Source organism: Mycolicibacterium sp. XJ662, assembly GCF_053484035.1.
This window is the reverse complement of sequence record NZ_JBEFTL010000005.1, coordinates 281,840-301,050: the sequence shown is the minus strand read 5'-3', so window position 1 is coordinate 301,050 and position 19,211 is coordinate 281,840. Positions and strand designations below refer to the sequence as shown.

Annotated in this window: 18 protein-coding genes; 5 read left to right on the top strand and 13 right to left on the bottom strand. The window is 66.7% G+C overall.

Features of this window, described 5'->3' with window-relative positions; translation table 11 throughout:
• The first annotated feature begins 155 nt into the window (after positions 1-155).
• Both ABQE93_RS17020 and rpsT read left to right on the top strand, forming a co-directional pair.
• Positions 156-1,013, top strand: a complete 858-nt coding sequence (locus ABQE93_RS17020; RefSeq protein WP_448408751.1) for a ribonuclease Z — start codon at positions 156-158, stop codon at positions 1,011-1,013.
• A gap of 143 nt (positions 1,014-1,156) precedes the next feature.
• Positions 1,157-1,417: a 30S ribosomal protein S20 gene (rpsT, locus tag ABQE93_RS17015; RefSeq protein ID WP_448408753.1), complete on the top strand. Its 261-nt coding sequence runs from the start codon at positions 1,157-1,159 to the stop codon at positions 1,415-1,417.
• Between the two features lie 5 nt (positions 1,418-1,422).
• On the opposite strand, the gene holA is transcribed toward rpsT, so the two are convergent.
• Genes holA through ABQE93_RS17000 form a run of 3 tightly spaced genes read right to left on the bottom strand, consistent with a single transcriptional unit; the run spans position 1,423 to position 4,798 of the window.
• A complete protein-coding gene (gene holA / locus ABQE93_RS17010) occupies positions 1,423-2,385 on the bottom strand; it encodes a DNA polymerase III subunit delta (RefSeq protein WP_448408755.1) in 963 nt (320 codons plus the stop codon).
• Positions 2,382-3,926, bottom strand: a complete 1,545-nt coding sequence (locus tag ABQE93_RS17005) for a ComEC/Rec2 family competence protein (protein WP_448409125.1) — start codon at positions 3,924-3,926, stop codon at positions 2,382-2,384. Before ABQE93_RS17005 ends, holA begins: the two co-directional genes overlap by 4 nt.
• Positions 3,927-3,931: 5 nt before the next feature.
• On the bottom strand, positions 3,932-4,798 hold the full coding sequence (locus ABQE93_RS17000) for a ComEA family DNA-binding protein (protein WP_448408757.1): 867 nt from the start codon (positions 4,796-4,798) through the stop codon (positions 3,932-3,934).
• A 157-nt stretch (positions 4,799-4,955) separates the two neighbouring features.
• On the opposite strand from ABQE93_RS17000, the gene ABQE93_RS16995 reads away from it, so the two are divergent.
• A complete protein-coding gene (locus ABQE93_RS16995) occupies positions 4,956-5,696 on the top strand; it encodes a hypothetical protein (protein WP_448408758.1) in 741 nt (246 codons plus the stop codon).
• 1,036 nt (positions 5,697-6,732) lie between these two features.
• Here ABQE93_RS16995 and ABQE93_RS16990 read toward each other — a convergent pair.
• The gene (locus tag ABQE93_RS16990) at positions 6,733-7,170 is read right to left on the bottom strand and encodes a hypothetical protein (protein WP_448409126.1); all 438 of its coding nucleotides are present in this window, start codon (positions 7,168-7,170) and stop codon (positions 6,733-6,735) included.
• Between the two features lie 188 nt (positions 7,171-7,358).
• On the opposite strand from ABQE93_RS16990, the gene ABQE93_RS16985 reads away from it, so the two are divergent.
• Positions 7,359-7,880 (top strand): Rv2253/PknI dimerization domain-containing protein, encoded by a 522-nt coding sequence (locus ABQE93_RS16985; protein WP_448408760.1) that lies wholly within the window; start codon positions 7,359-7,361, stop codon positions 7,878-7,880.
• A gap of 3 nt (positions 7,881-7,883) precedes the next feature.
• On the opposite strand, the gene ABQE93_RS16980 is transcribed toward ABQE93_RS16985, so the two are convergent.
• From ABQE93_RS16980 to ABQE93_RS16945, 8 genes are read right to left on the bottom strand one after another with little or no spacing between them, the layout of a single operon-like run.
• Complete coding sequence (locus ABQE93_RS16980; protein WP_448408761.1) at positions 7,884-9,368, bottom strand: MCE family protein; 1,485 nt, start codon at positions 9,366-9,368, stop codon at positions 7,884-7,886.
• The gene (locus ABQE93_RS16975) at positions 9,368-10,552 is read right to left on the bottom strand and encodes an MCE family protein (RefSeq protein WP_448408762.1); all 1,185 of its coding nucleotides are present in this window, start codon (positions 10,550-10,552) and stop codon (positions 9,368-9,370) included. Before ABQE93_RS16975 ends, ABQE93_RS16980 begins: the two co-directional genes overlap by 1 nt.
• Positions 10,549-11,973, bottom strand: a complete 1,425-nt coding sequence (locus ABQE93_RS16970) for an MCE family protein (protein ID WP_448408763.1) — start codon at positions 11,971-11,973, stop codon at positions 10,549-10,551. The genes ABQE93_RS16975 and ABQE93_RS16970 overlap by 4 nt, the downstream gene beginning before the upstream one ends.
• Positions 11,970-13,052 carry an MCE family protein gene (locus tag ABQE93_RS16965; protein WP_448408764.1) on the bottom strand — a complete coding sequence of 361 codons (1,083 nt, stop codon included), beginning with the start codon at positions 13,050-13,052 and terminating at the stop codon, positions 11,970-11,972. The genes ABQE93_RS16970 and ABQE93_RS16965 overlap by 4 nt, the downstream gene beginning before the upstream one ends.
• On the bottom strand, positions 13,052-14,074 hold the full coding sequence (locus ABQE93_RS16960) for an MCE family protein (protein ID WP_448408766.1): 1,023 nt from the start codon (positions 14,072-14,074) through the stop codon (positions 13,052-13,054). The genes ABQE93_RS16965 and ABQE93_RS16960 overlap by 1 nt, the downstream gene beginning before the upstream one ends.
• Complete coding sequence (locus ABQE93_RS16955; protein ID WP_448408768.1) at positions 14,071-15,258, bottom strand: MCE family protein; 1,188 nt, start codon at positions 15,256-15,258, stop codon at positions 14,071-14,073. Before ABQE93_RS16955 ends, ABQE93_RS16960 begins: the two co-directional genes overlap by 4 nt.
• Positions 15,259-15,270: 12 nt before the next feature.
• Positions 15,271-16,128, bottom strand: coding sequence for an MlaE family ABC transporter permease (locus ABQE93_RS16950; protein WP_448408769.1), 858 nt, complete (start codon positions 16,126-16,128; stop codon positions 15,271-15,273).
• Between the two features lie 11 nt (positions 16,129-16,139).
• Positions 16,140-16,883, bottom strand: a complete 744-nt coding sequence (locus tag ABQE93_RS16945; RefSeq protein WP_448409127.1) for an MlaE family ABC transporter permease — start codon at positions 16,881-16,883, stop codon at positions 16,140-16,142.
• Positions 16,884-17,161: 278 nt separating this feature from the next.
• Between ABQE93_RS16945 and ABQE93_RS16940 the strand changes: the two genes are divergently transcribed.
• Positions 17,162-18,001, top strand: coding sequence for an alpha/beta fold hydrolase (locus ABQE93_RS16940; RefSeq protein WP_448408771.1), 840 nt, complete (start codon positions 17,162-17,164; stop codon positions 17,999-18,001).
• 26 nt (positions 18,002-18,027) lie between these two features.
• On the opposite strand, the gene ABQE93_RS16935 is transcribed toward ABQE93_RS16940, so the two are convergent.
• Positions 18,028-19,095: a cytochrome P450 gene (locus ABQE93_RS16935; protein ID WP_448412421.1), complete on the bottom strand. Its 1,068-nt coding sequence runs from the start codon at positions 19,093-19,095 to the stop codon at positions 18,028-18,030.
• Positions 19,096-19,211: the final 116 nt, after the last annotated feature.

Below are 19,211 nucleotides of genomic sequence, written 5' to 3'. Positions count from 1 at the left end.
GAAGCACGGCGAAACACCGGGCTCTCTTGAGCTTGCTGCTTACGCGCCCTACACTGCGCCGCCGCCGCGTGCGGGCCGAATTGTTCGTCACCACAGCGGATTTCGATCCGGTCAATAACGCACTTTCGACGCCGCCGTCAGGTATATGTGGGGCCATGATCGAGGTAACGCTGCTGGGAACTGGAAGTCCGATACCCGACGCGAACCGCGCGGGCCCGTCGACGCTGGTGCGGGCGGGTGGGCAGACGTTCCTGATCGACTGCGGCCGCGGAGTCCAGCAGCGGTTGACCGCGGCGGGCGCGGCGGCCAACGGACTGGCCGCGCTGCTGCTCACGCACCTGCACAGCGACCACATCGCCGACCTGGGCGACATGATCATCAGCCGCTGGGTCACCACGTTCACCCCCGAACAGCCGCCGTTTCAGATCATCGGCCCGCCGGGCACCGCGGAGGTGGTCGACGCCACCCTCAAGGCGTTCGGTTTCGACATCGGTTACCGGATCGCCCACCACGACGACCTCAAGACCCCGCCGCCGCTCGAGGTGCACGAGTACACCGAGGGGGTGGTGTGGGACCGCGACGGCGTGACGATCACCGCGGCGCCGACCGATCACCGCCCGGTCGCCCCCACCATCGGTTTTCGCGTCGAACACGCCGACGCGTCGGTGGTGCTGGCCGGCGACACGGTGCCGTGCGAAAGCCTCGACAAGCTGGCCGCCGGGGCGGGCGCGATGGTGCACACGGTGATCCGCAAGGACCTGGTCGAGGCGATGCCGATGCAGCGCATCCGCGACATCTGCGACTACCACTCGTCGGTCGAGGAAGCGGCGGAGACCGCGACGCGCGCCGGGGTCGGCATCCTCATCCTCACCCATTACGTGCCGGGCATCGAACCCGGTCAGGAAGACGAATGGCGCGCGCTGGCCGCGTCGAAGTTCGACCGGCAGATCGAGTTGGGCGACGACCTGCACCGTGTCGAGGTGCACCCGGGCGTCGCGGTGAAGTCCAGCTGAGCGGATCCGGCCCATATCAGCAGGCCAGCGGGCCTCGCTTTGGGAGATCAGGGCGCTCGCTGGTACCCTGATCAGTCGCTGCCCTAGTTCGGGCACCCACACACTTTGCCCAACCCAATCGAGATTTACGAAGGACTATCCGCGTGGCCAACATCAAGTCGCAGATGAAGCGCAACCGCACCAACGAGAAGCGCCGGGTGCGCAACAAGTCGGTGAAGTCGTCGCTTCACACCGCGGTGCGCGGATTTCGGGCGGCCGTGGAGGCCGGCGACAAGGAGAAGGCCAACGAATTGCTGCTGGCGACCAGCCGGCAGTTGGACAAGGCGGCCAGCAAGGGCGTCATCCACAAGAACCAGGCGGCCAACCGCAAGTCCGCGTTGGCCCGCGCGTTGAACAAGCTCTGAGCTTTTCAGTCCGCCGCTAGTTCGGCGACTTTGCGCACCGCGGATTCCAGCGCGTAGTCGGCGTCGGCCGCGGCCCCCTTGACATCGGCGTTCAGCGCCGCGACCAGCCGCATCGCCTCGGCCACCGATGCGCGCGACCACCGCCGAGCCTGTTTCTGCGCCTTCTGCACCCGCCACGGCGGCATGCCCAACTCTGAGGCCAGCCGGTACGGATCGCCCGACAGCGGGGCCACCCGCGCGATCGTGTGCACGGCCTCGGCCAACGCGTCGGCGAGCACCACCTGGGGTTCGCCGCGCATCATCGCCCACCGCAGCGCCTCGGCCGCCCCGGCGACGTCGCCGACGACCGCCTTGTCGGCGATGTCGAAGCCCTTCACCTCCGCTTTGCCGGAGTGGTAGCGGCGCACCGCGGCGGCGTCGACGGCGCCGCCGGTGTCGGCGACCAATTGTGAGCACGCCGCCGCCAGTTCGCGGATGTCGGAGCCGACGGCGTCGAGCACCGCGGTGACGGTGTCGTCGTCGACCTTCATCTTCAGCGCGCGGAACTCGGCGCGCACGAAGTCGGCGCGCTCGCGCGGTTTGGTGAGCCTGGCGCACGGATGCACTTGTGCGCCAAGTTTTTTGATCTGGTCGACGAGGGCCTTGGCGCGACCTCCGCCGGAGTGCACGACGACGAGCATGGTCCCCGGCGGCAGGTCAGCGGCCGCGGCGGCGACGACGGCGGCCGCATCCTTGCCCGCCTCCCCCGCCGACTCCAACACCACCACCCGCTCGTCGGCGAACAACGACGGGCTGAGCAACTCGGCGAGTTCGCTGGTGCTGACCTCGCCGGCGCGCAACCGGTCCACGGGGACGTCATCGGTGCCGGCGCTCTTGCGCGCAGCCCGCAGCACCGCCGCGACAGCGCGTTCGACCAGCAGTTCTTCGTCGCCGAGGACCAGGTGCAGTCGCGAAACCTCTTGGCTCACTCCCCGATCGTGTCATGCCCGGCCGACAGGCCCGACACCGTCCACGCGAGCAGGCAGACCGCGACGACGCCCACCGCGATCCGCACCGCGCGCCACCGCCACGCCAGCACGGCGGCGACACCGGTCACCGCGATTATCACCACACCCGGCAGACCCGACGGCACCGGCAGCGATGCGCCGGGAACGGCCGCGGCCCACCGCGCGACACCCAGCAACCACCACAGCTCGGGCCCGGTGAACCGGATCAGCAGTTGGGCGCCGTCCGCCCAGAGCGCGCCCAGCGCAGCCGCCGCGGTGCCGACCACGGTGATCGGCGGGATCACCGGGGCCGCGGCCAGGTTCGCGGCGACGGCGACCAGGCTCAACTTGCCCGAGATCCCGGCCACCAGCGGGGCGGTGACCAGCTGCGCGGCCACGGCCACGGCCACCGCGTCGGCCAGCGGCTTGGGCCAGCCCCGCCCGACGAGCCGCTGCGACCAGTGCGGGGCGATGACGACGAGGGCCGCCGTCGCCGACACCGAGAGCGCGAACCCGACGTCGACGGCCAACTCCGGCGACACGACCATCAGCAGCAGCACGCTGGCCGCCAACGCGGGCATGGCCTGGCGGCGGCGGTGGGTCAGCAACGCCAGCAACGTGATCCCACCCATGACCGCCGCGCGTAGCACGCTGGCCGACGGCTGCACCACCACGACGAACGCCACCAGCACGACGGCGGCCAACACGACAGCCACGCGCGGTCCGATCATCCCCGCAGCCAGCAGCACCGCACCGCAGACGATGGTGACGTTGGCCCCGGATACCGCGGTCAGGTGGGTGAGCCCCGACGCCTTGAACTCGGCGATCGTTCGCGAGCCCACCGCCGAGGTGTCGCCCAACACCAGCGCGGGCAGCATCGCCGCCTGATCGGCGGGCAGCACTCGCCGTGCGGCGTCGGCGAACCCGCGCCGGACGCGGTGTGCGGCCCGGTGTATCGGCGACGCCTCCCCTCGCGACAAGTCGCCGCTGGCCGAGAGCACCGCAACGGACAGGTCGCGGCGCGTCGGCCGGCCGATGCGCGCGCGGAACCCGGCGGGTTGACCTGCGGCCAGGTCGGCGACCGCGATCGTCGAGGCGAAAACGACTACCCGGCCGGTCATCTCGTGTCCGTCGAGCGCCACCAGCGATCCGCGGAACATCGCCCGGTTACCGCCCAGCGCGCGCGGGCTTTCGGTCGGTGTCACGACGACGGCGGCGACCGTGCCGTAGCGCAGCGTGACCGGATGATCCTGCAGTTCGTCGACGCGCAGCCCGATCGCGATCGCGAACGTCGCACCCACCACGGCGACGGCGACCACGCCCGCCCGGACCGTCGCGCGGTCGGCGCCGGCGTCGCGGCGGTCATGACCGAACCACCCTGCCGCACCCGTCAGCACGACCGCGGTGATCACCGCCGCGACCAAACCCGTGATATGCCACAGGGTTCCGGCCGCGGTCACCGCCCAGCTGGTCAGCGCCGCGGGCACCAGGCGCAGGTCGAGCCGAAAGACGCCGGCGTCCACTGGGCTCACACACGGACGCGGTCACGAAGCTTTTCCAGCCGCGCGGGGCCGATCCCGTCCACGTCACCGAGCTGTTCGACGCTGCTGAACGGCCCATTGGTCTCGCGCCACGCCACGATCGCCGAGGCGGTCACCGGCCCGATACCGGGCAGTGTCTCGAGCTGTTCGACGGTCGCGGTGTTGAGGTCCACGACGGCGTCGGGAGCCGCCGTGCCGTCAGCGGGGGCTGAGGCGTCGGCAGGCGCGGCGGTGGCGTTGTCCGCGGTGATCGAGCTGCCCATCGCGGTCGGCGTCCCGGGGGCCGGCGCGATGCCGACGATGATCTGCTCACCGTCGGCGACGCGCCTGGCCATGTTCAACCCGAGCAGGTCGGCGCCGTCGAGCGGCCCTCCGGCGGCCCCCAGCGCGTCGGCGATGCGTGCACCGGGATCCAACGTGACCAACCCGGGTTCATGCACCAACCCGACCACGCTGACCACAACGGGCTGCTCGCCTGCAGGCGGTGCACCGCTCGGTGTCCCGCCTGCAGGCGGTGCACCGCTCGGTGTCGGGCTGCCTGACGAAACCATCTGCACCGGAGGAAGATTCGCCGATGTCACCGGCGGCGGTTGGTCGCGGACGATGGCGAACACCGTGACCAGTACTGCGACGATGCCCACCGCGGCCAATGCCGCGACACCGGCGCGGCCCGGGTCCGCGCGCACGGCAGCCATCCAGCCCGCGGCACCGCCCGCCTTGGTGTCGGGAAGCCACCGCGACAGCAGCGTGTCGGGCGGGTCGGCATCGGCAGGTGGATCGCCGTCGCGCACGTCGAGCTCCGTTTCGGTGCCCAGACGACGCTGCAGCCGCTCGGCAGGCAATTCGGTTCGCATGCGCTGAAAGGTAGGCCGCGGCCACGACCGATTCGGTCGTGTGCGGTGACACGCCGTGTGGGCTGTGGATGAATTCGCGTTTGTGGATACGGTGTGGTCAACGGTCGTCCGCCGGCGCCCGCGCAACGCATCGCCACGGCACGTAGGGAGCGCAGCAATGGATCGTCGTACACCGATGATCGCGGGCATCGCGTTCGGCGTCCTGTTCGCCATTGCGCTGGTGATGGTGCCGACCATGCCGGGCATCGAAGCGCCCGGATTCGACATCGTCTCGCATGTCAACGAACATTCGTCCGCGATGCGGGTGCACGCGCTGTTGGTGGCGTTCGGGTCGTTGGCGTTGGTCGTGGTGGTGGGCCACGCCCGTGACCGGCTGACCGGCCCGGCGGCTTACGTGTTCACGATCGGTTCGGCGTTGATCCTCGTCCAGATCCTCGTCGCGAGTTGGTTCACCGCGGGGTTGGCGCTACACCCCGGCCAACTCGGTTCGGCGACAGCGCGCACGATTGGCGACATCGTGGCGATGTCGGCGCCGATGCTCACGGTCGCCAACATCATGGTGGCGGTGCCAATACTTCTGGCGGCCAACGAAGACCGGTTCCCGCGCTGGCTGGGGATCGCGGCTGCGGTGTTCACCGTCGAGCAGTTGATCGAGACGATCACGATCATCGGCCCGCCGGGCAGCTTCATCTCACCGGGCGGGCCCATGAACGTCTATCTCGGCGGATCGTTGTTCATCGCGTTCTTCGTGGCGCTCGGTGTCGCGTTGTCGCTGGACGTGTCCTCATCGGTGGCATCCGAACCGTCGGAGCGACCCGCCACCGTCGACGAGACATCGGGGGACGTGGTTGAAGCGCCGTCGGCTGAGGTTGCCGAGGAGTCGGCCGACGAGACCTGATCTGTGGCAGGCGGATCGTCGTCGAAGTCCGCGATCCGCTCAAGCACTTGGGCAGGGGTTCTCGGTTTCGCACTCGGTGTCGGCCGTGATGTTTCGGTCGTTTTCGGCTCGACGTCGGACTCAGGCTCGGAATGGTTGCGCGGGAACGGGTTCGCGAGCGCGGCACGCACATTGGTGACCGCGGTGTCGGCCGCGTCGTGCACGATGCGACCGGCGGTGGACAGGGACTCGGCCGCGGTTGCGGTGCCCGCGGCGACCGCCGCGAACGGATCGCCCGACACGGCCAGTTCCTGCGCGGCGGCATCCGCCGTCCGCACGACGCCCAGAAGCAGGATCTCACCTGCCTGGAACGCGACGGCCGCGAACACCCTGATGGTCTCCACGGCCAACACTTGCGGCAGCGTCCTGGCGCCGGTTTCGGTGGGCACCGGCGGCGGCAGCGGCTGGTTCAGCGCAGCGAGGATGTTCGCCCGAGCGGTGTCGAGCATGCGCAGAAACTGATCGGGCCGCAACACGGCCGAAGCCACGTTGACCAACTCGACAACCGCGACCTCGAGGTTGTTGAACGCCTTCGGAACCACCCGGTAGACGTCGTTTTCGATGATGCCGGTCACTGCCGCGTTGGCCGGACCGGTCACCGAAGCCGCGGCGGCGCCGATCGCCCGCAGCGGTGACCCCGTCGCCCCGAGGGCACCCAGGAACGTCACCGGGGCCATCACCAGCGCAGCGGGCACCGTGACCAACCCCTCGACGACGTGGGGGCAGATCACGCTGCAGTACTGAAACTGGTTGCGGATGAACGCCAGCGGGATCGCGCCGAGTGGCGGCGCGGCCGCGGCGAGACGCACGTCGTGGATCTCAACGCGCGCTGCCCAGGTCGGTGGTGGCGCCGGCACGACGGCCATTGGCGCGATGACGCCCATCGCGATGACGGCAGCCGCCAGACCTGATTGCACGCGACCACGCATGTCGACCCCCTTTTGGATGGCGACCGGATCTCTAGGTCACGTATGCGGGGGTCGAAAAGTTCGACCGGCTACAGCCGCACGAGGCGCAGCGGGTAGGTCAACGTGCCGCCCGGGGTGCCGTCGCACCCGGCGGCGAAGGACGACTCCAGGGTGCCGGAGCGCGTCACCGCATCCCAGGAATAGACGTCGCGCGTCGCGATGACCGGTCCGTAATAGACGTTGCCGCACCGCAAACCGTCCGGCACATCGACCGTCATCGTGTACCGCCCATCAACCAGGTGCGCGGTCCCCCGGTAGGGAAACGCCTTCGCGTTGGGCTGCGGTACCGCATGGACCTCGACGCAATCGCCTCCCCCGCAGCGCGAGATCACCCACAGCCAGGTGTGGAAGTCATAGCGGCCGTCGATGTGCAGTTCGAAGTTGCCGTAGGGCGTATGGGCGCCAGCCGGCACCGGACACATCAGCCCGATGAGGGTCAACGCGGCGGCAACCAATGCGGCTTTCATCTGCTCTCCGGTCTCGTGATCGGCTGCGGTGATTCTCGCCGAGACCGTGCCCACCCGTATCGCTGTGTCCCTACAAGCGGGACAGCACGTCGGCCGGGGTCATCCCGCTCAGCGGACGACCGTCGCGTCGCGCACCGATACCCCCGCTACGTTGGTCTTCTGGCCGAACAGTCGCTGGTGAGGAGCTTGTGTTGGGTATCTCCGAGCTCGCGGGCTGCGCGACGGCGGTGGCGCTCGGGCTCACCGTTGCCGGGTTCGCGCCGACCGCCGACGCGTCCGAGGATTCGTGGGGCCTCAACGGCACCTACACCGCGACGTCGAACGGCGAATGGGCCAAGACCAACGACAGGTTTCGCGAACTCGACAGCCTGCGCAGCACCTGGACGATCTCGACGGTGTGCAGTTACCCGACCGAATGCACCGGGACCGTGGTCAGCGACTTCGGTTGGCGCGCACCGATCTACAAGACCGGCGGCGTCTGGTTCGTCAAGCACACCATCGACGACTGGGTGCCGTGCCCGGACGGCACGGCGGCGCCGGGACTTCAGGTGTTCCGGTTCGTGCCGGTCGTCGCCGACGGCAGCATGACCGACCCCGCGTCGACGACGCTGGCGGGCGAGGATCAGACGACGGGTGTCAGCGGTGCCTGCGGGGTGAGCAAGCCGGTGTTCATCACCATGCCGTTCAAGCTGGTCAAGGTCGACGGCTGACCCTCATCGTCCGGCGGTGAAGAGGTCCTGCCAGGGTCGCGGGCCCGCCGGGCTGACGAGATCTGCTTGGCGGAAGACTTTCCCGTCGGGCGTGGCGTATTGGCCGGTCTGCGGATCGTAGGTGGCGCCCGCCACCGAGGGGCCCGACGGCACTGGCGGCACCGGTGGGGTCGGTGGGGCCGGGGGCGTGCCCTCGACCGGCGCGTGGATACGGTCCCCGAAATCAACCCGGTCATCGGGCGCCACGCCCTGAGCGATCAAATTCGGGTCGATCGGATACGGGCCGAGCGCATGCTGGCGCATCGCCAGCGGTTCGTACGGCTGATCGCTTTCACAGATCTCGACCGTGGGTGCGCGCTTACCCGGCTTACCCATGCACGGGTAGTTCCGCGCGCCGCGCACGCCGATCGGTGAGTCCTGGGGAAGCTTGCAGTACAGGCCGTCGGGGGTGTCGACTATCGAGGTGTCCGCGGGTGAGCGCCACATGTTCGGCGGCAGGAACCCGACCGTGCAGGCGGGTGGATCGTTCATCGCCATCGTGAAGTCGCCCAACGACATTCCGGTCGGGTTGTTTCTCGAGACGCCGACGGTTTGGGTGGCGGCCACGTAGGGCGGAAACAGCACGAGCAGTTGTTCCAGCGACGCGTGATAGGTCACGCCGACCTTGCCGATCGTGGTGAGGTTGGCCAGCAGAATTGGCAACGTCGCCTTGACGTCGTTCATCAGCCGTGCCGCTTCGTCGGCTGCGCCGGGTCCGGCGTCCAGCACGGTACGCACCTGCGGATCGTTGGCGGCGAGCTGTTCGGTGATGCCTGCCACGCTGCGCGCCCAGGTGCGGATGCTGTCTGCGGACTGCGCCTGACCATCCAGCAGCGGACGGCTGTCGTCGATCAGCGACCGAGTCTGGGCTGCGACGGCGTCGACGTCGGCGACGATTGTCGCCGAGGAGTCCAAAAGCGATCCGATGTCGTAGTCGGCGCCGTCGAGACCGCGAAACGACTCGTCGAGCAGCGCGTTGATCTTGTCCTTGGGCACACTGTCCACCAACGCGCTGACCTGATCGAGCATGGGACCGATGGCTTGTGGCACCGACGTGTTGTCCTTGACGATGACCGATCCGTCTTCGAGGTAGGGACCGTCGCCGTTGTCCGGTGTCAGGTCGACGTACTGTTCGCCGACGGCCGAGACGCTGCGCACAGCGGCGTGTGAGCTGGCCGGGATTCTCGGGGACGTGGCCAGCGACAGGGTGGCGACGGCGCCGTCGCGGGTGGGGCGCACCTCCATCACCTTGCCGACCTGCACCCCGCGGTAGGTGACGTTGGCGAACCGGTAAAGGCCGCCGGTGCCGGCCAATTCCAACTTCACCGTGATGCGCCCGATGCCCAACAGCGTCGGCACCTGCATATAGCTGAACAGCATCACCGAAACGGCGATGACCGAGGCGATCGTGAAGACGATCAACTGATTTCGAACGAAGCGGGTCAGCATCAGCGACCGCCCTCAGCCATCGCGTCGGCCGGCGAATCGACCAGGGGCGGCAGGTCGGCGACTTCGGTGGGTGTCGGGGTGATGGGCGCCTTGAGCGGGTCGTAGGTGTAGGACAGGTACCACGGATCCCCCGGCGCGGGCACCATCGGCGCGCCCTCCTGACCCCAGCGGGTGCCGAGGAACAGACCCCTCTTGAGCCGCGGGATGGTGAAGTCGAAGACGATGAACTGGTTCATGTAGTCGCCCCGGATCGCACGATCGATGAAGCTTTGCGTGTAAGGGAATGTCGGCGCGTAGGCCAGCACCGTGCCGAGGTCGGGCCCGACGTCGGCGAGCGCGCGCAAGGTCGGTTCGAGGTTCTCGAGGTTGCGCACGAGGTCGGCTTGGGAGTCGTTGATCAACCCGGTGGCCGTGTCGCTGAAGTGCCGCAGTTTGTCCAGTGCCTCGGTGATGCGCGGCCGCTCCCTGACCAGGACGTCGAGCGCGGGTGGGATCCGTTGCAGCGCCGCCGTGATCACGTCACGCTGTCCGGCGAACGTGGAGGCGAGTCGGTCCATCGCGGCGATGGACGCGTTGATGTCGTCACGCTGGGTGTCGAGCATGCCGACGAAGTCGTTCAGCCGTGTCAGCAGGCTCCTGATCTGGGTCTCGCGCCCGCCCAGCGCGGCGTTGAACTCCCTGACGATGTCGCCGATCTGGCCGAGACCTCCGCCGTTGATGACGACAGACAGGGAGGCCAGGGTTTGTTCAGTGGACGGATATGTCGAGGACTTGTCCAGCCCGATGATCGCCCCGGGTTGCATTCTGCCGCTTGGGGGTTGGCCCAGCGGCGGGTCCAGCGCCAGGTGCATGGAGCCGAGCAGGCTCGTCTGCCCGACGGTGGCCACCGCGTTGGCCGGTATGACGACGTCGGGTTTCACCGAGATCTCGACGTCGGCGTGCCAGTTGTCGACGCGCATCTTGCCGACGCTGCCGACGACGACGTCGTCGACCATGACCGGCGAATTGGGTTCCAACGAGCCGACGTTGGCGATGATGACCCGGTAGGTCGACGCATCGGGTCCGCGCCCGACGGTGCCCGGAAGCGCGAACGAGTTCAGCCCGTCGAAGGCACATCCGGTTGCCGCGAGGATGACCGTCGTGGCAAGCACGGCCAGGCGGCGCAGCGAGGTACCGATGATCATGACGGGGGCTCCTGCGCTTCTGCCGGAAGCAGCATGTCCGACACCGATGTCGGCGCCGGGGCCGGCCCGGGCGGGACAGGCGCACCGGGAAACAGCGCCGGCTGCGGGTGCGCCGGTAATCCGTTGGGGGCATATGCTCCCGGCGGCCGAGGCGGCGCCGGGCCCCAGCCCGCCGGCGGGGCGACGTCACCGATACCGGTGTAGGCCGACACCGCAGGCGCCGGCTCCGGGTGCGCCGGGGAGCCACCTGCGCCGCCGGGTGCGAGCGCGGGGTCGGAGTAGATCAGGTTGCCCGGGCTGGGCGATTTCTGCAGGTAGGCATTGAACGACATGGGCAGGTAGTTGAAGTTGAGCAGGCGCAGCGCGGGCCCCAGATACTCCGAGCAGAGCCTGGACGACTCTGCCGCGGTGGCGTTTTCGACGGCTCCGATCGCCGCGCAGACCAGTTGTGCGGGGTTGGCGAAGTTCGACATCGCGAAACTACCGATCATCGTGCCGGTGTCGGGGTTGTAGATGTTGTAGCCGTTGGCGATGGCGTTCGGCGCGGCGTGCAGCACGTTCTCCAACGCCAGGCGGTTGTCTGCGAGGTTCTGTGTCACGTCGGCCAACCGGGATATCTGCTCGGCGGTCTGGTCTCTGCTGCCGGCCACGAACCGCTTCACCTCGACCACGGCTTCCGACAGGTAGGTCAGCGCAGCGTCGAGGTCGGACCTGCTGGCATCCACCACGCTGCTCACGGTGGCCAACCGGTCCTGAAACTGCACGATCTGGATGTTGCTGTCGCGCAACGCCCCAACGAAGGTCTGCAGGTTCTTGATGACGTCGACGATGTCTGTACTGCCGTCCGCCAGGATGCGGCCCACCTGCGAGAGCTGGCTGATGGTTTCGCGCAGCTTGACCCCGTTGCCGTCCATCGCATTGGCGGTGCTGTCGATGAATCGCCCGATCGAGGTGGTTGAGATGTCGCTGGAGGGGCCCAACTCTGTCGCCAGCCGCATCAGTTGGGTCTTGACCTCGTCCCACTCGACGGGCACCGCGGTGCGGTCCGCGCCGATCACCGCGCCGTCGGGCATCGTCGGCCCGGTTGTCTCGTAGGCGGGGGTGAGCTGCACGTAGCGTGCGGAGACCAGGTTCTGGGCGACGATGATCGCTTTGGCGTCGGCGGGCACCGGCACACCGCGGTCGACGGCGAGCGTGATACGCGCCTCGGCGCCCACCGGATCGATGGACTTGATGGTGCCCACCTTGACCCCGGACACCCGCACCTCGTCACCGGGATAGATCGCGGTGGCCGATGTGAAGTAGGCCGTGATCGTCTTCGCGCGGAAGAAGTTCTGGTAAACCAGCACCGCCGCTCCGGCGATGAGCAGTCCCGTCAGCACAACCGACAGCGCGGCGGTCAGCCGCGTACGACGGTTCATCGCGAGCCCCCGGGAATGCCGTTGTACGGGAACGGGAACTCAGCTCGCGGACCCGCGTTGTCCGGCGGCTGGCCGGCGTCCACGCCGCGGCGGAAACCCCAGAGGTAGTCGAGGAACGGCTGCAGCGCGGGCCCGGGCAGCAGGTTGCCGACGAAGGCGTTGTAGTAGAACCCGTTGTTGACCGCCTCACCTTGGGTCACCTGGTACTTGGCCAGGCCGCGCAGCGCCGTGGCGATGTTGTCGCGGTTGCGTTCGAGCATGTCGTACACCATGTTCAGCTTCTGCAGGGTCGGCGCCAGCTCGGCTTCGTTGTCGTGCACCAGCTGAGTGAGCTGCTGTGCGACGGCGGAGGTTTGGGCGAGCAGGTTCACGATCGCGTAGCGGCGCTGCTCGAGCACGCCGATGAAGTCGTTGGCGTTGAGGATGAGTGTGTTGAGCTGCTGGCTGCGTTCGGACAGGACCCCGGTGACGTCGGCGGCGCTGTCGAGCAGGTTCCCCAACGTTTCGTCGCGCCCGTTCAGTGACTGGGACAGCTGGCTCAGGCCGTCGAACATGGGCCCCAGTTGCGGCGCGATCCGCTCGATGGTTTCCGACAGCGTGTCCAGGGACTGGTTCAGCGCGACGGTGTCGGTGCCCGCGGTGTTCGACGTGAACTCGCTGACGGCCTCGGTCAACGAATACGGCGACGAGGTGTGCGACAGCGGAATCACTTCGGACGGACCCAGTTTGGCGGTACCTTCGGGCTCCAACGTCATCATGCGCTCGCCCAGCAACGTCCCGGTGCGGATATGGGCCTTGGTCTGGGAGCCGAGCCGCACGCTGCCGTCGACGGTGAAGGTCACCAACGCCTTGCCCTTGTCCAGCGTGACCCGCGACACCGAACCGACCTTCATCCCGGACACTTTCACGTCGTTACCTGCGGTCAGCCCGCCGGCCTCGGCGAACAGCGCCTGGTATTTCACCGAAGTCGCCATCGCCAACAACCGTTCGGATTGCAGCCCGACCACGCAGACGAGCACGATCAGGACCGCACCGATGAAGCCGGTGCGGATGAACGAGGATTGCCGGTATTTGCGCATCAGGGCTCCCCACACCGTGCCGTGTTCTGAATGACCCAGGGGAAGTGCGCGGTACGCCCCTGCAGATCGGTGACGCGCACCGAGATTCCGCAGAGGTACTGGTTCAGGAAACTTCCGTAGGCGCCGAGGCGCACCACCTTCTTGTAGTTCTCGGGAAGCTTCTGCAGTGAGATGTCCAGCATCGGTTCGCCTTCCTCCAACAACGGCGCCACCCGATTGAGTTGGTCGATGCTGCCGGCGAGCGGCTCACGTGCGTTGCTGAGCAGGTCGGCCAGTGATGCGGTGCCGTTGTCGAGGGCGGTGATCGCCTCGCCGATGGGATCGCGGTCGGCCGCCAAGCCGGTGATCAACTGTTCGAGTTGGTCGACGGCCTTGGAGAACTTGTCGCCGTCTTTGGCCACGGTGGTCATCACCGCGTTGAGGTTGTCGATCAGCTGCCGCACCGTCTGTCCGTTGTCGGCGATCGCGTTGGTGAACGACGCCGTCTTGGTGAACAGCGACTCCACGTTGCTGCTCTGACCCTGCAGGATCTGGATCAGCGAGTTGGTCAGCGCGTTGACGTCCTGGGCGTCCAGTCCTCGGATGACGGGTTTGAGGCCACCGAGCAGCAGGTCGAGATCCAACGCCGGTTCGGTACGCGCACTGGGGATCTGGGAGCCGGAGGGCTGGATCTCGGTTGAGCCGGGCCCGTCGAGCAGTTCGAGGTAGCGGTCGCCCACCAGGTTGAGGTAGCGCACCGCCGCCCTGGTGCCGGTGGTGAGCACGATGTCGGGGGCTGCGTCGAACTGGACGACGACGTTGTTGTCGGGTTGCAGTGCTACGTCGGTCACCGTGCCGACTCGGATTCCGGACACCCGCACCGAATCTCCGGGTTCCAGGCTCGACACGTCGGCGAACACGGCGGAGTAGGCGTGCGCCGATCCGGAGCGGTACTCGCCGAAGACCGCGAACAGCGCTGCGGTCAACAGGGCCATGACCCCGCCGAACGCGCCGAACTTGACCGCGGTTGCCAACAGCCTCATCCCGGCTGTCCGATCTGTGTGGTGTTGCGCGGCGGCCCGTCGATCGGACCGAACAACGCCTGCTTGAGCGCGTCGGAGTTCAGCAGGATGCCCTGGTTGCCGTATTGCGCACGGTTGGCGCCGACGTCGGAGACGACATACGGTGCGCGCGTCGCATATCCGATGTCGGGCAGCTGACCACACTGCGGGCCACCGGTGGCCGCAACTTTGGGCAGGTTCCCCGGGTAGCGGTAGCGTTCGGACCCCAGCACGAACGAGTCCAGTAGCAGCACACCAGGAACGGGCGGTGGCGGCGCCGTGGCCAACGGCACCATGCCGGCCAGCGCGCAGTTGAGCGCGGCGTTGTACTCGTTGGTCAGGTCGGTGGTGGGCACCAGCAGGTGAACGACATCGGTGAGCGCTTGTCGGTTGGTGCCCACCACGTCGTTGCCGGTTTCGGCCAGCCCAATCGTGCTGAGCAGCAACGTGTCCAGATCGTCCTGTTTTTCCACCAGGGTGTCGCTCATCCGGACCGCACTGTCGGCGATCGTCAGAAGATGCGGTGCCGCGTCGGCGTACGCGTCGAGCACCCCGGGCGCGACCGCGATGTCGTGGGCGAGGTTGTCCAGGCTGGGGTTGATCTTGGCCAGCATCGCATCCAGATCTGCAAACGTCTGGCCGAACTGCTGCCCGCGCCCGTCGAGTCCGGCGGCGAGCGCTCGCAACGTTTCGTTGAGCTTGGTCGGTTCGATCTCGTTCAGCACGGCGACGAGTTGTTCGAAGATCGTGTTGATCTCGACCGTGACGTGCTGGGAGTCGAGCACCTGACCCGACCGCAACGGCTGTGATGACGGATCGTCCGGCGGGACCAGCGCGACATACTTGGCGCCGAACACGGTCGACGAGGTGATGTCCACCTGGACATCGGCCGGGATCAGTTCCAGCGCAGAGGGTTCCAGCGCGAGGCGGATCGCGGCTTTTCCGTCGGGTAGCGCATCGATCGCCGCCACCGTGCCGACTTGAGCCCCGTTGAGTTTGACTCGGGCGTCGGGGTTCATGACCAGGCCGGCGCGGTCGGAGATGACGGTGATGGGCACGGTTTTGGTGAAGTCACCGCGAAACAGCGCGATCGCCAGGGCGATGATGGCGATGATCGTGATGACCATGGCCAGCCCGGTCAACGGGCGCAGTGCACCAGATTTCATGGATCGCCCGTTCTACCCGGAGAGGTTGAAGTTGCCGTTGGAGCCATACACCGACAGCGACACCAACAGCGTCACCGAAACCACCACCACCAAACTGGTGCGCACCGCATTACCCACCGCCACCCCCACCCCCGAAGGCCCGCCGGAAGCGAAATAGCCGAAATAGGTGTGGATCAACAAGATCGTGATCGCCATCAACACCGCCTGCAGAAACGACCACAACAAATCGATCGGGTTCAAAAACGTATCGAAATAATGGTCATACAACCCCCCGGACTGGCCGAACAACACCACCGTGGTGAACTGGCTGGCCACAAACGACAAGATCACCGCAATCGAATACAACGGGGTGATCGCCAACATCCCCGCCACAATCCGCGTCGACACCAAATACTCCACCGGCCGGATCGCCATCGACTCCAACGCATCAATCTCCTCATTGATACGCATCGCCCCCAACTGCGCGGTCACCCCCGCCCCAAACGTGGCCGCCAACCCAATCCCGGCCACCACCGGCGCCGCGATACGCACATTGATAAACGCCGCCAAAAACCCCGTCAACGCCTCAATACCGATATCACCCAACGACGAATAGCCCTGCACCGCCAACGTGCCCCCCGCAGCCAGGGTCAAAAACCCCACAATGGCCACCGTGCCGCCGATCATCGCCAACGTGCCCGCACCCATCGAAATCTCAGCGATCAACCGCACAATCTCTTTACGAAAATGCACACTGGCATGCGGAATCCCAGCCAACGCCCGCACATAAAACAACAAATGATCACCGATACGGCCCAACACATCCACCGGCGCGCGCACCGACCGCGTCACCCGCGGATAGGTGGACCGCAAAATCGTCATCGTGCCCATGCGCTGACCCGCTAACCCGTCGTCATCCGGATACCGATCGCGGTCACCACCACATTGATCACAAACAACGCCATAAACGCATACACCACCGTCTCGTTGACCGCATTACCCACCGCCTTGGCCCCACCCCCGGTAATCGACAACCCCCGATAACACGCCACCAACCCCGCGATCACCCCGAACAACGCCGCCTTCACACAGCTGATGATCACCTCCGGCACCCCAGTCAACAACGTGATCCCGGCCGCGAACGCCCCCGGATTCACATCCTGAATAAACACCGAAAACATATAGCCACCCACAATCCCGATGACCACCACAAAACTATTGAGCAACAACGCCACCAACCCCGATGCCAACATCCGCGGCGTCACCAACCGCTGCACCGGATCAATCCCCAACACCTCCATCGCATCGATCTCCTCACGAATCGTGCGCGACCCCAGATCCGCACAAATCGCCGTCGACCCCGCCCCCGCCACAATCAACACCGTCACAATCGGACCCACCTGCGTCACCGCACCAAACGCAGCACCCGCGCCCGACAAATCCGCCGCACCCAACTCCCGCAACAAAATATTGAGCGTGAAACTAATCAACACCGTGAACGGAATCGCCACCAACAACGTCGGCGCCAACGCCACCCGCGCAATAAACCAACACTGCTCCAAAAACTCCCGCCACTGAAACGGCCGCCGAAACACAAACCGCACCGCATCAGCCGACATCGCAAACAACCCACCCACAGCCGCCATCGGCCCCGACAAATCACGCACCCGCGGCAACCCAACCGCCCACCGCTCCGGACCCCGAGCACCTTTCGACGACGCCACGACACCATCGCCGAGGACGTCTGGCACGGACATCGGCGCTCCTCGGGACTGCGTGGTCGGGCGACGTGTTGCGATGGTCTCCCGATCGCAAAGGTTCGCATTGAACCGCGGCGCCTCACACTGACCGTCCCGCTTATCGGGAGAACCGGTCAGCGGAACATTCCTCGGACGCACCCGGGTACGCGTGGCAGGCTTGGCGTGTGACTGATCTGCGTGAGATCCAGACGCCCTCAGGGGCGTTGCGCTACTACGACGCCGGAACCGGCCCGGTGTTACTGTTCCTGCACGGCTCCGGGCCAGGCGTGACCGGGTGGCGCAACTTCCACGGCGTGCTGCCCGCGTTCGCCGAGCACTTCCGGTGTTTGATCCTGGAGTTCCCCGGCTTCGGGGTCAGCGACGACTTCGGCGGGCACCCGATGATCACCGCTCAGGGCGCGGTCGTCCCGTTCCTCGACGCGCTGAATGTGGAGCGCGTCGACATCGTCGGCAACTCGATGGGCGGCGGCGTCGGAATCAACTTCGCGATTCACAATCCGGACCGCATCGGCAGACTGGTCACGATCGGCGGCATAGGAACCAACATCTTCAGCCCCGGCCCCAGCGAGGGCATCCGGCTTCTGCAGGAGTTCACCGAGGACCCGACGCGCCAACGCCTCGTCGACTGGCTCAACTCGATGGTCTACGACCAGTCGCTTGTCACCGAGCAGCTCATCGAGGAACGCTGGCAGCTGGCGACCGATCCGGACACGCTCGAAGCGGCGCGTCGCATGTACGGCAAGAAGGCCTTTGCCCAGATGATGGCGATGATGAAGGCCGCCGACCTACCGATGCCCTGGGCGTTGATGCACAAGGTGTCGGCCCCGACGCTGTTGACCTGGGGTCGGGATGACCGCGTGAGTCCCCTTGATATGGCGTTGATTCCGATGCGCACCATCCCCAACGCGGAGCTGCATGTGTTTCCCAACTGCGGGCACTGGGCCATGATCGAGGCCAAAGAGGCGTTCGAAAGCGCCGTGCTGGCGTTTTTAACGCGACGGTGAGCGCGGGGCAGTCGGTCGAGGACCGATCAACCCAACCGAAGCGGAATCGAGTTGTATGCACGGGCCCAGATGGACGTTATTCGTTCGGGCTCACCGGCGAGGGAACAGTCGGGAAAGCGCTGGAACCACTCGGCGAACGCTAGACGGGCCTCCAGCCGGGCCAACCCCGATCCCATGCAGAAGTGCACGCCGTGTCCGAAGGAGGCGTGGCGTTGCGCGCGACGAGTCACATCGAAGCGCTCGGGTTCGACGAACTCACGGTCATCGTGATTGGCTGCGCCCCACACCAGCATCACGCGTGATCCGGCGGGGATTCGGACGCCGTGCAATTGGACGTCTCGAGTGGCCGTTCGGGGCAACGCCTGAGTGGGTGCCTCGATGCGGAGCATTTCCTCGATCGCCGTCGGCCAGAGCGACGGGTCCCTGCGGACAAGGTCAAGCTGGTCGGGATGACTCAGCAGAAGCACGGTGCCCGAACCGATCAAGTTGGCCGTCGTGTCGTTTCCACCCAGGACCAAGAGCAGGCAGAAACCAAGCAGCTCTTGATCAGTGAGTCGCTCCCCATCAATCTCGGCGCTCAGGAGCGCGGTCATGAGATCGTCGCGTGGGCTGCGGCGGCGCTCTTCGAGCAGCTCGGCGAACATGGCGTAGATGTTCATCGCGGCTTCCAACGGTTCGCCGCTATCGGCCAGACCTATGAACGCCTCGGTCCAAGTGCGCATCGGCGCGAGGTACTGCTCATCGAGGCCGATCATGCCGCCCACCACGACGCTGGGGATCACCGAAGCGTAGTCGTGCTGGAACTCACAGGTGCTGCCGACGGCAATCTCATCGAGCAGCTGCCTGATGGACTTCCTGATCTCATCCTCCATCGCGGCCACTCGCCGCGCAGTGAATGCCCGGGATACCAACTTACGCAGCGCCGCGTGCCGCGGTGGATCGATGTAGATGAGCTGCGGCAGCAGCTCATTGGCCTCCGCGACGTGGCTGGAGAAGGTCTCATGGTCAGCGGCGGCGGTCCAGACGTCGGCGAACCGGGTCAGTGCGTAGAACTGACCGCCCGGGTCGCAATACACCGGGTGATCGTCTCGCATGGTGCGATAGACCTCCCAGAGTTCGGTCTGGAATTCGGGTGTAGACGGGTCGTAGAGAACTCGTGATCCGGTCATGTCGGGGCCCTTCGTTGACGCCCACAGGAGCCAAATGACGT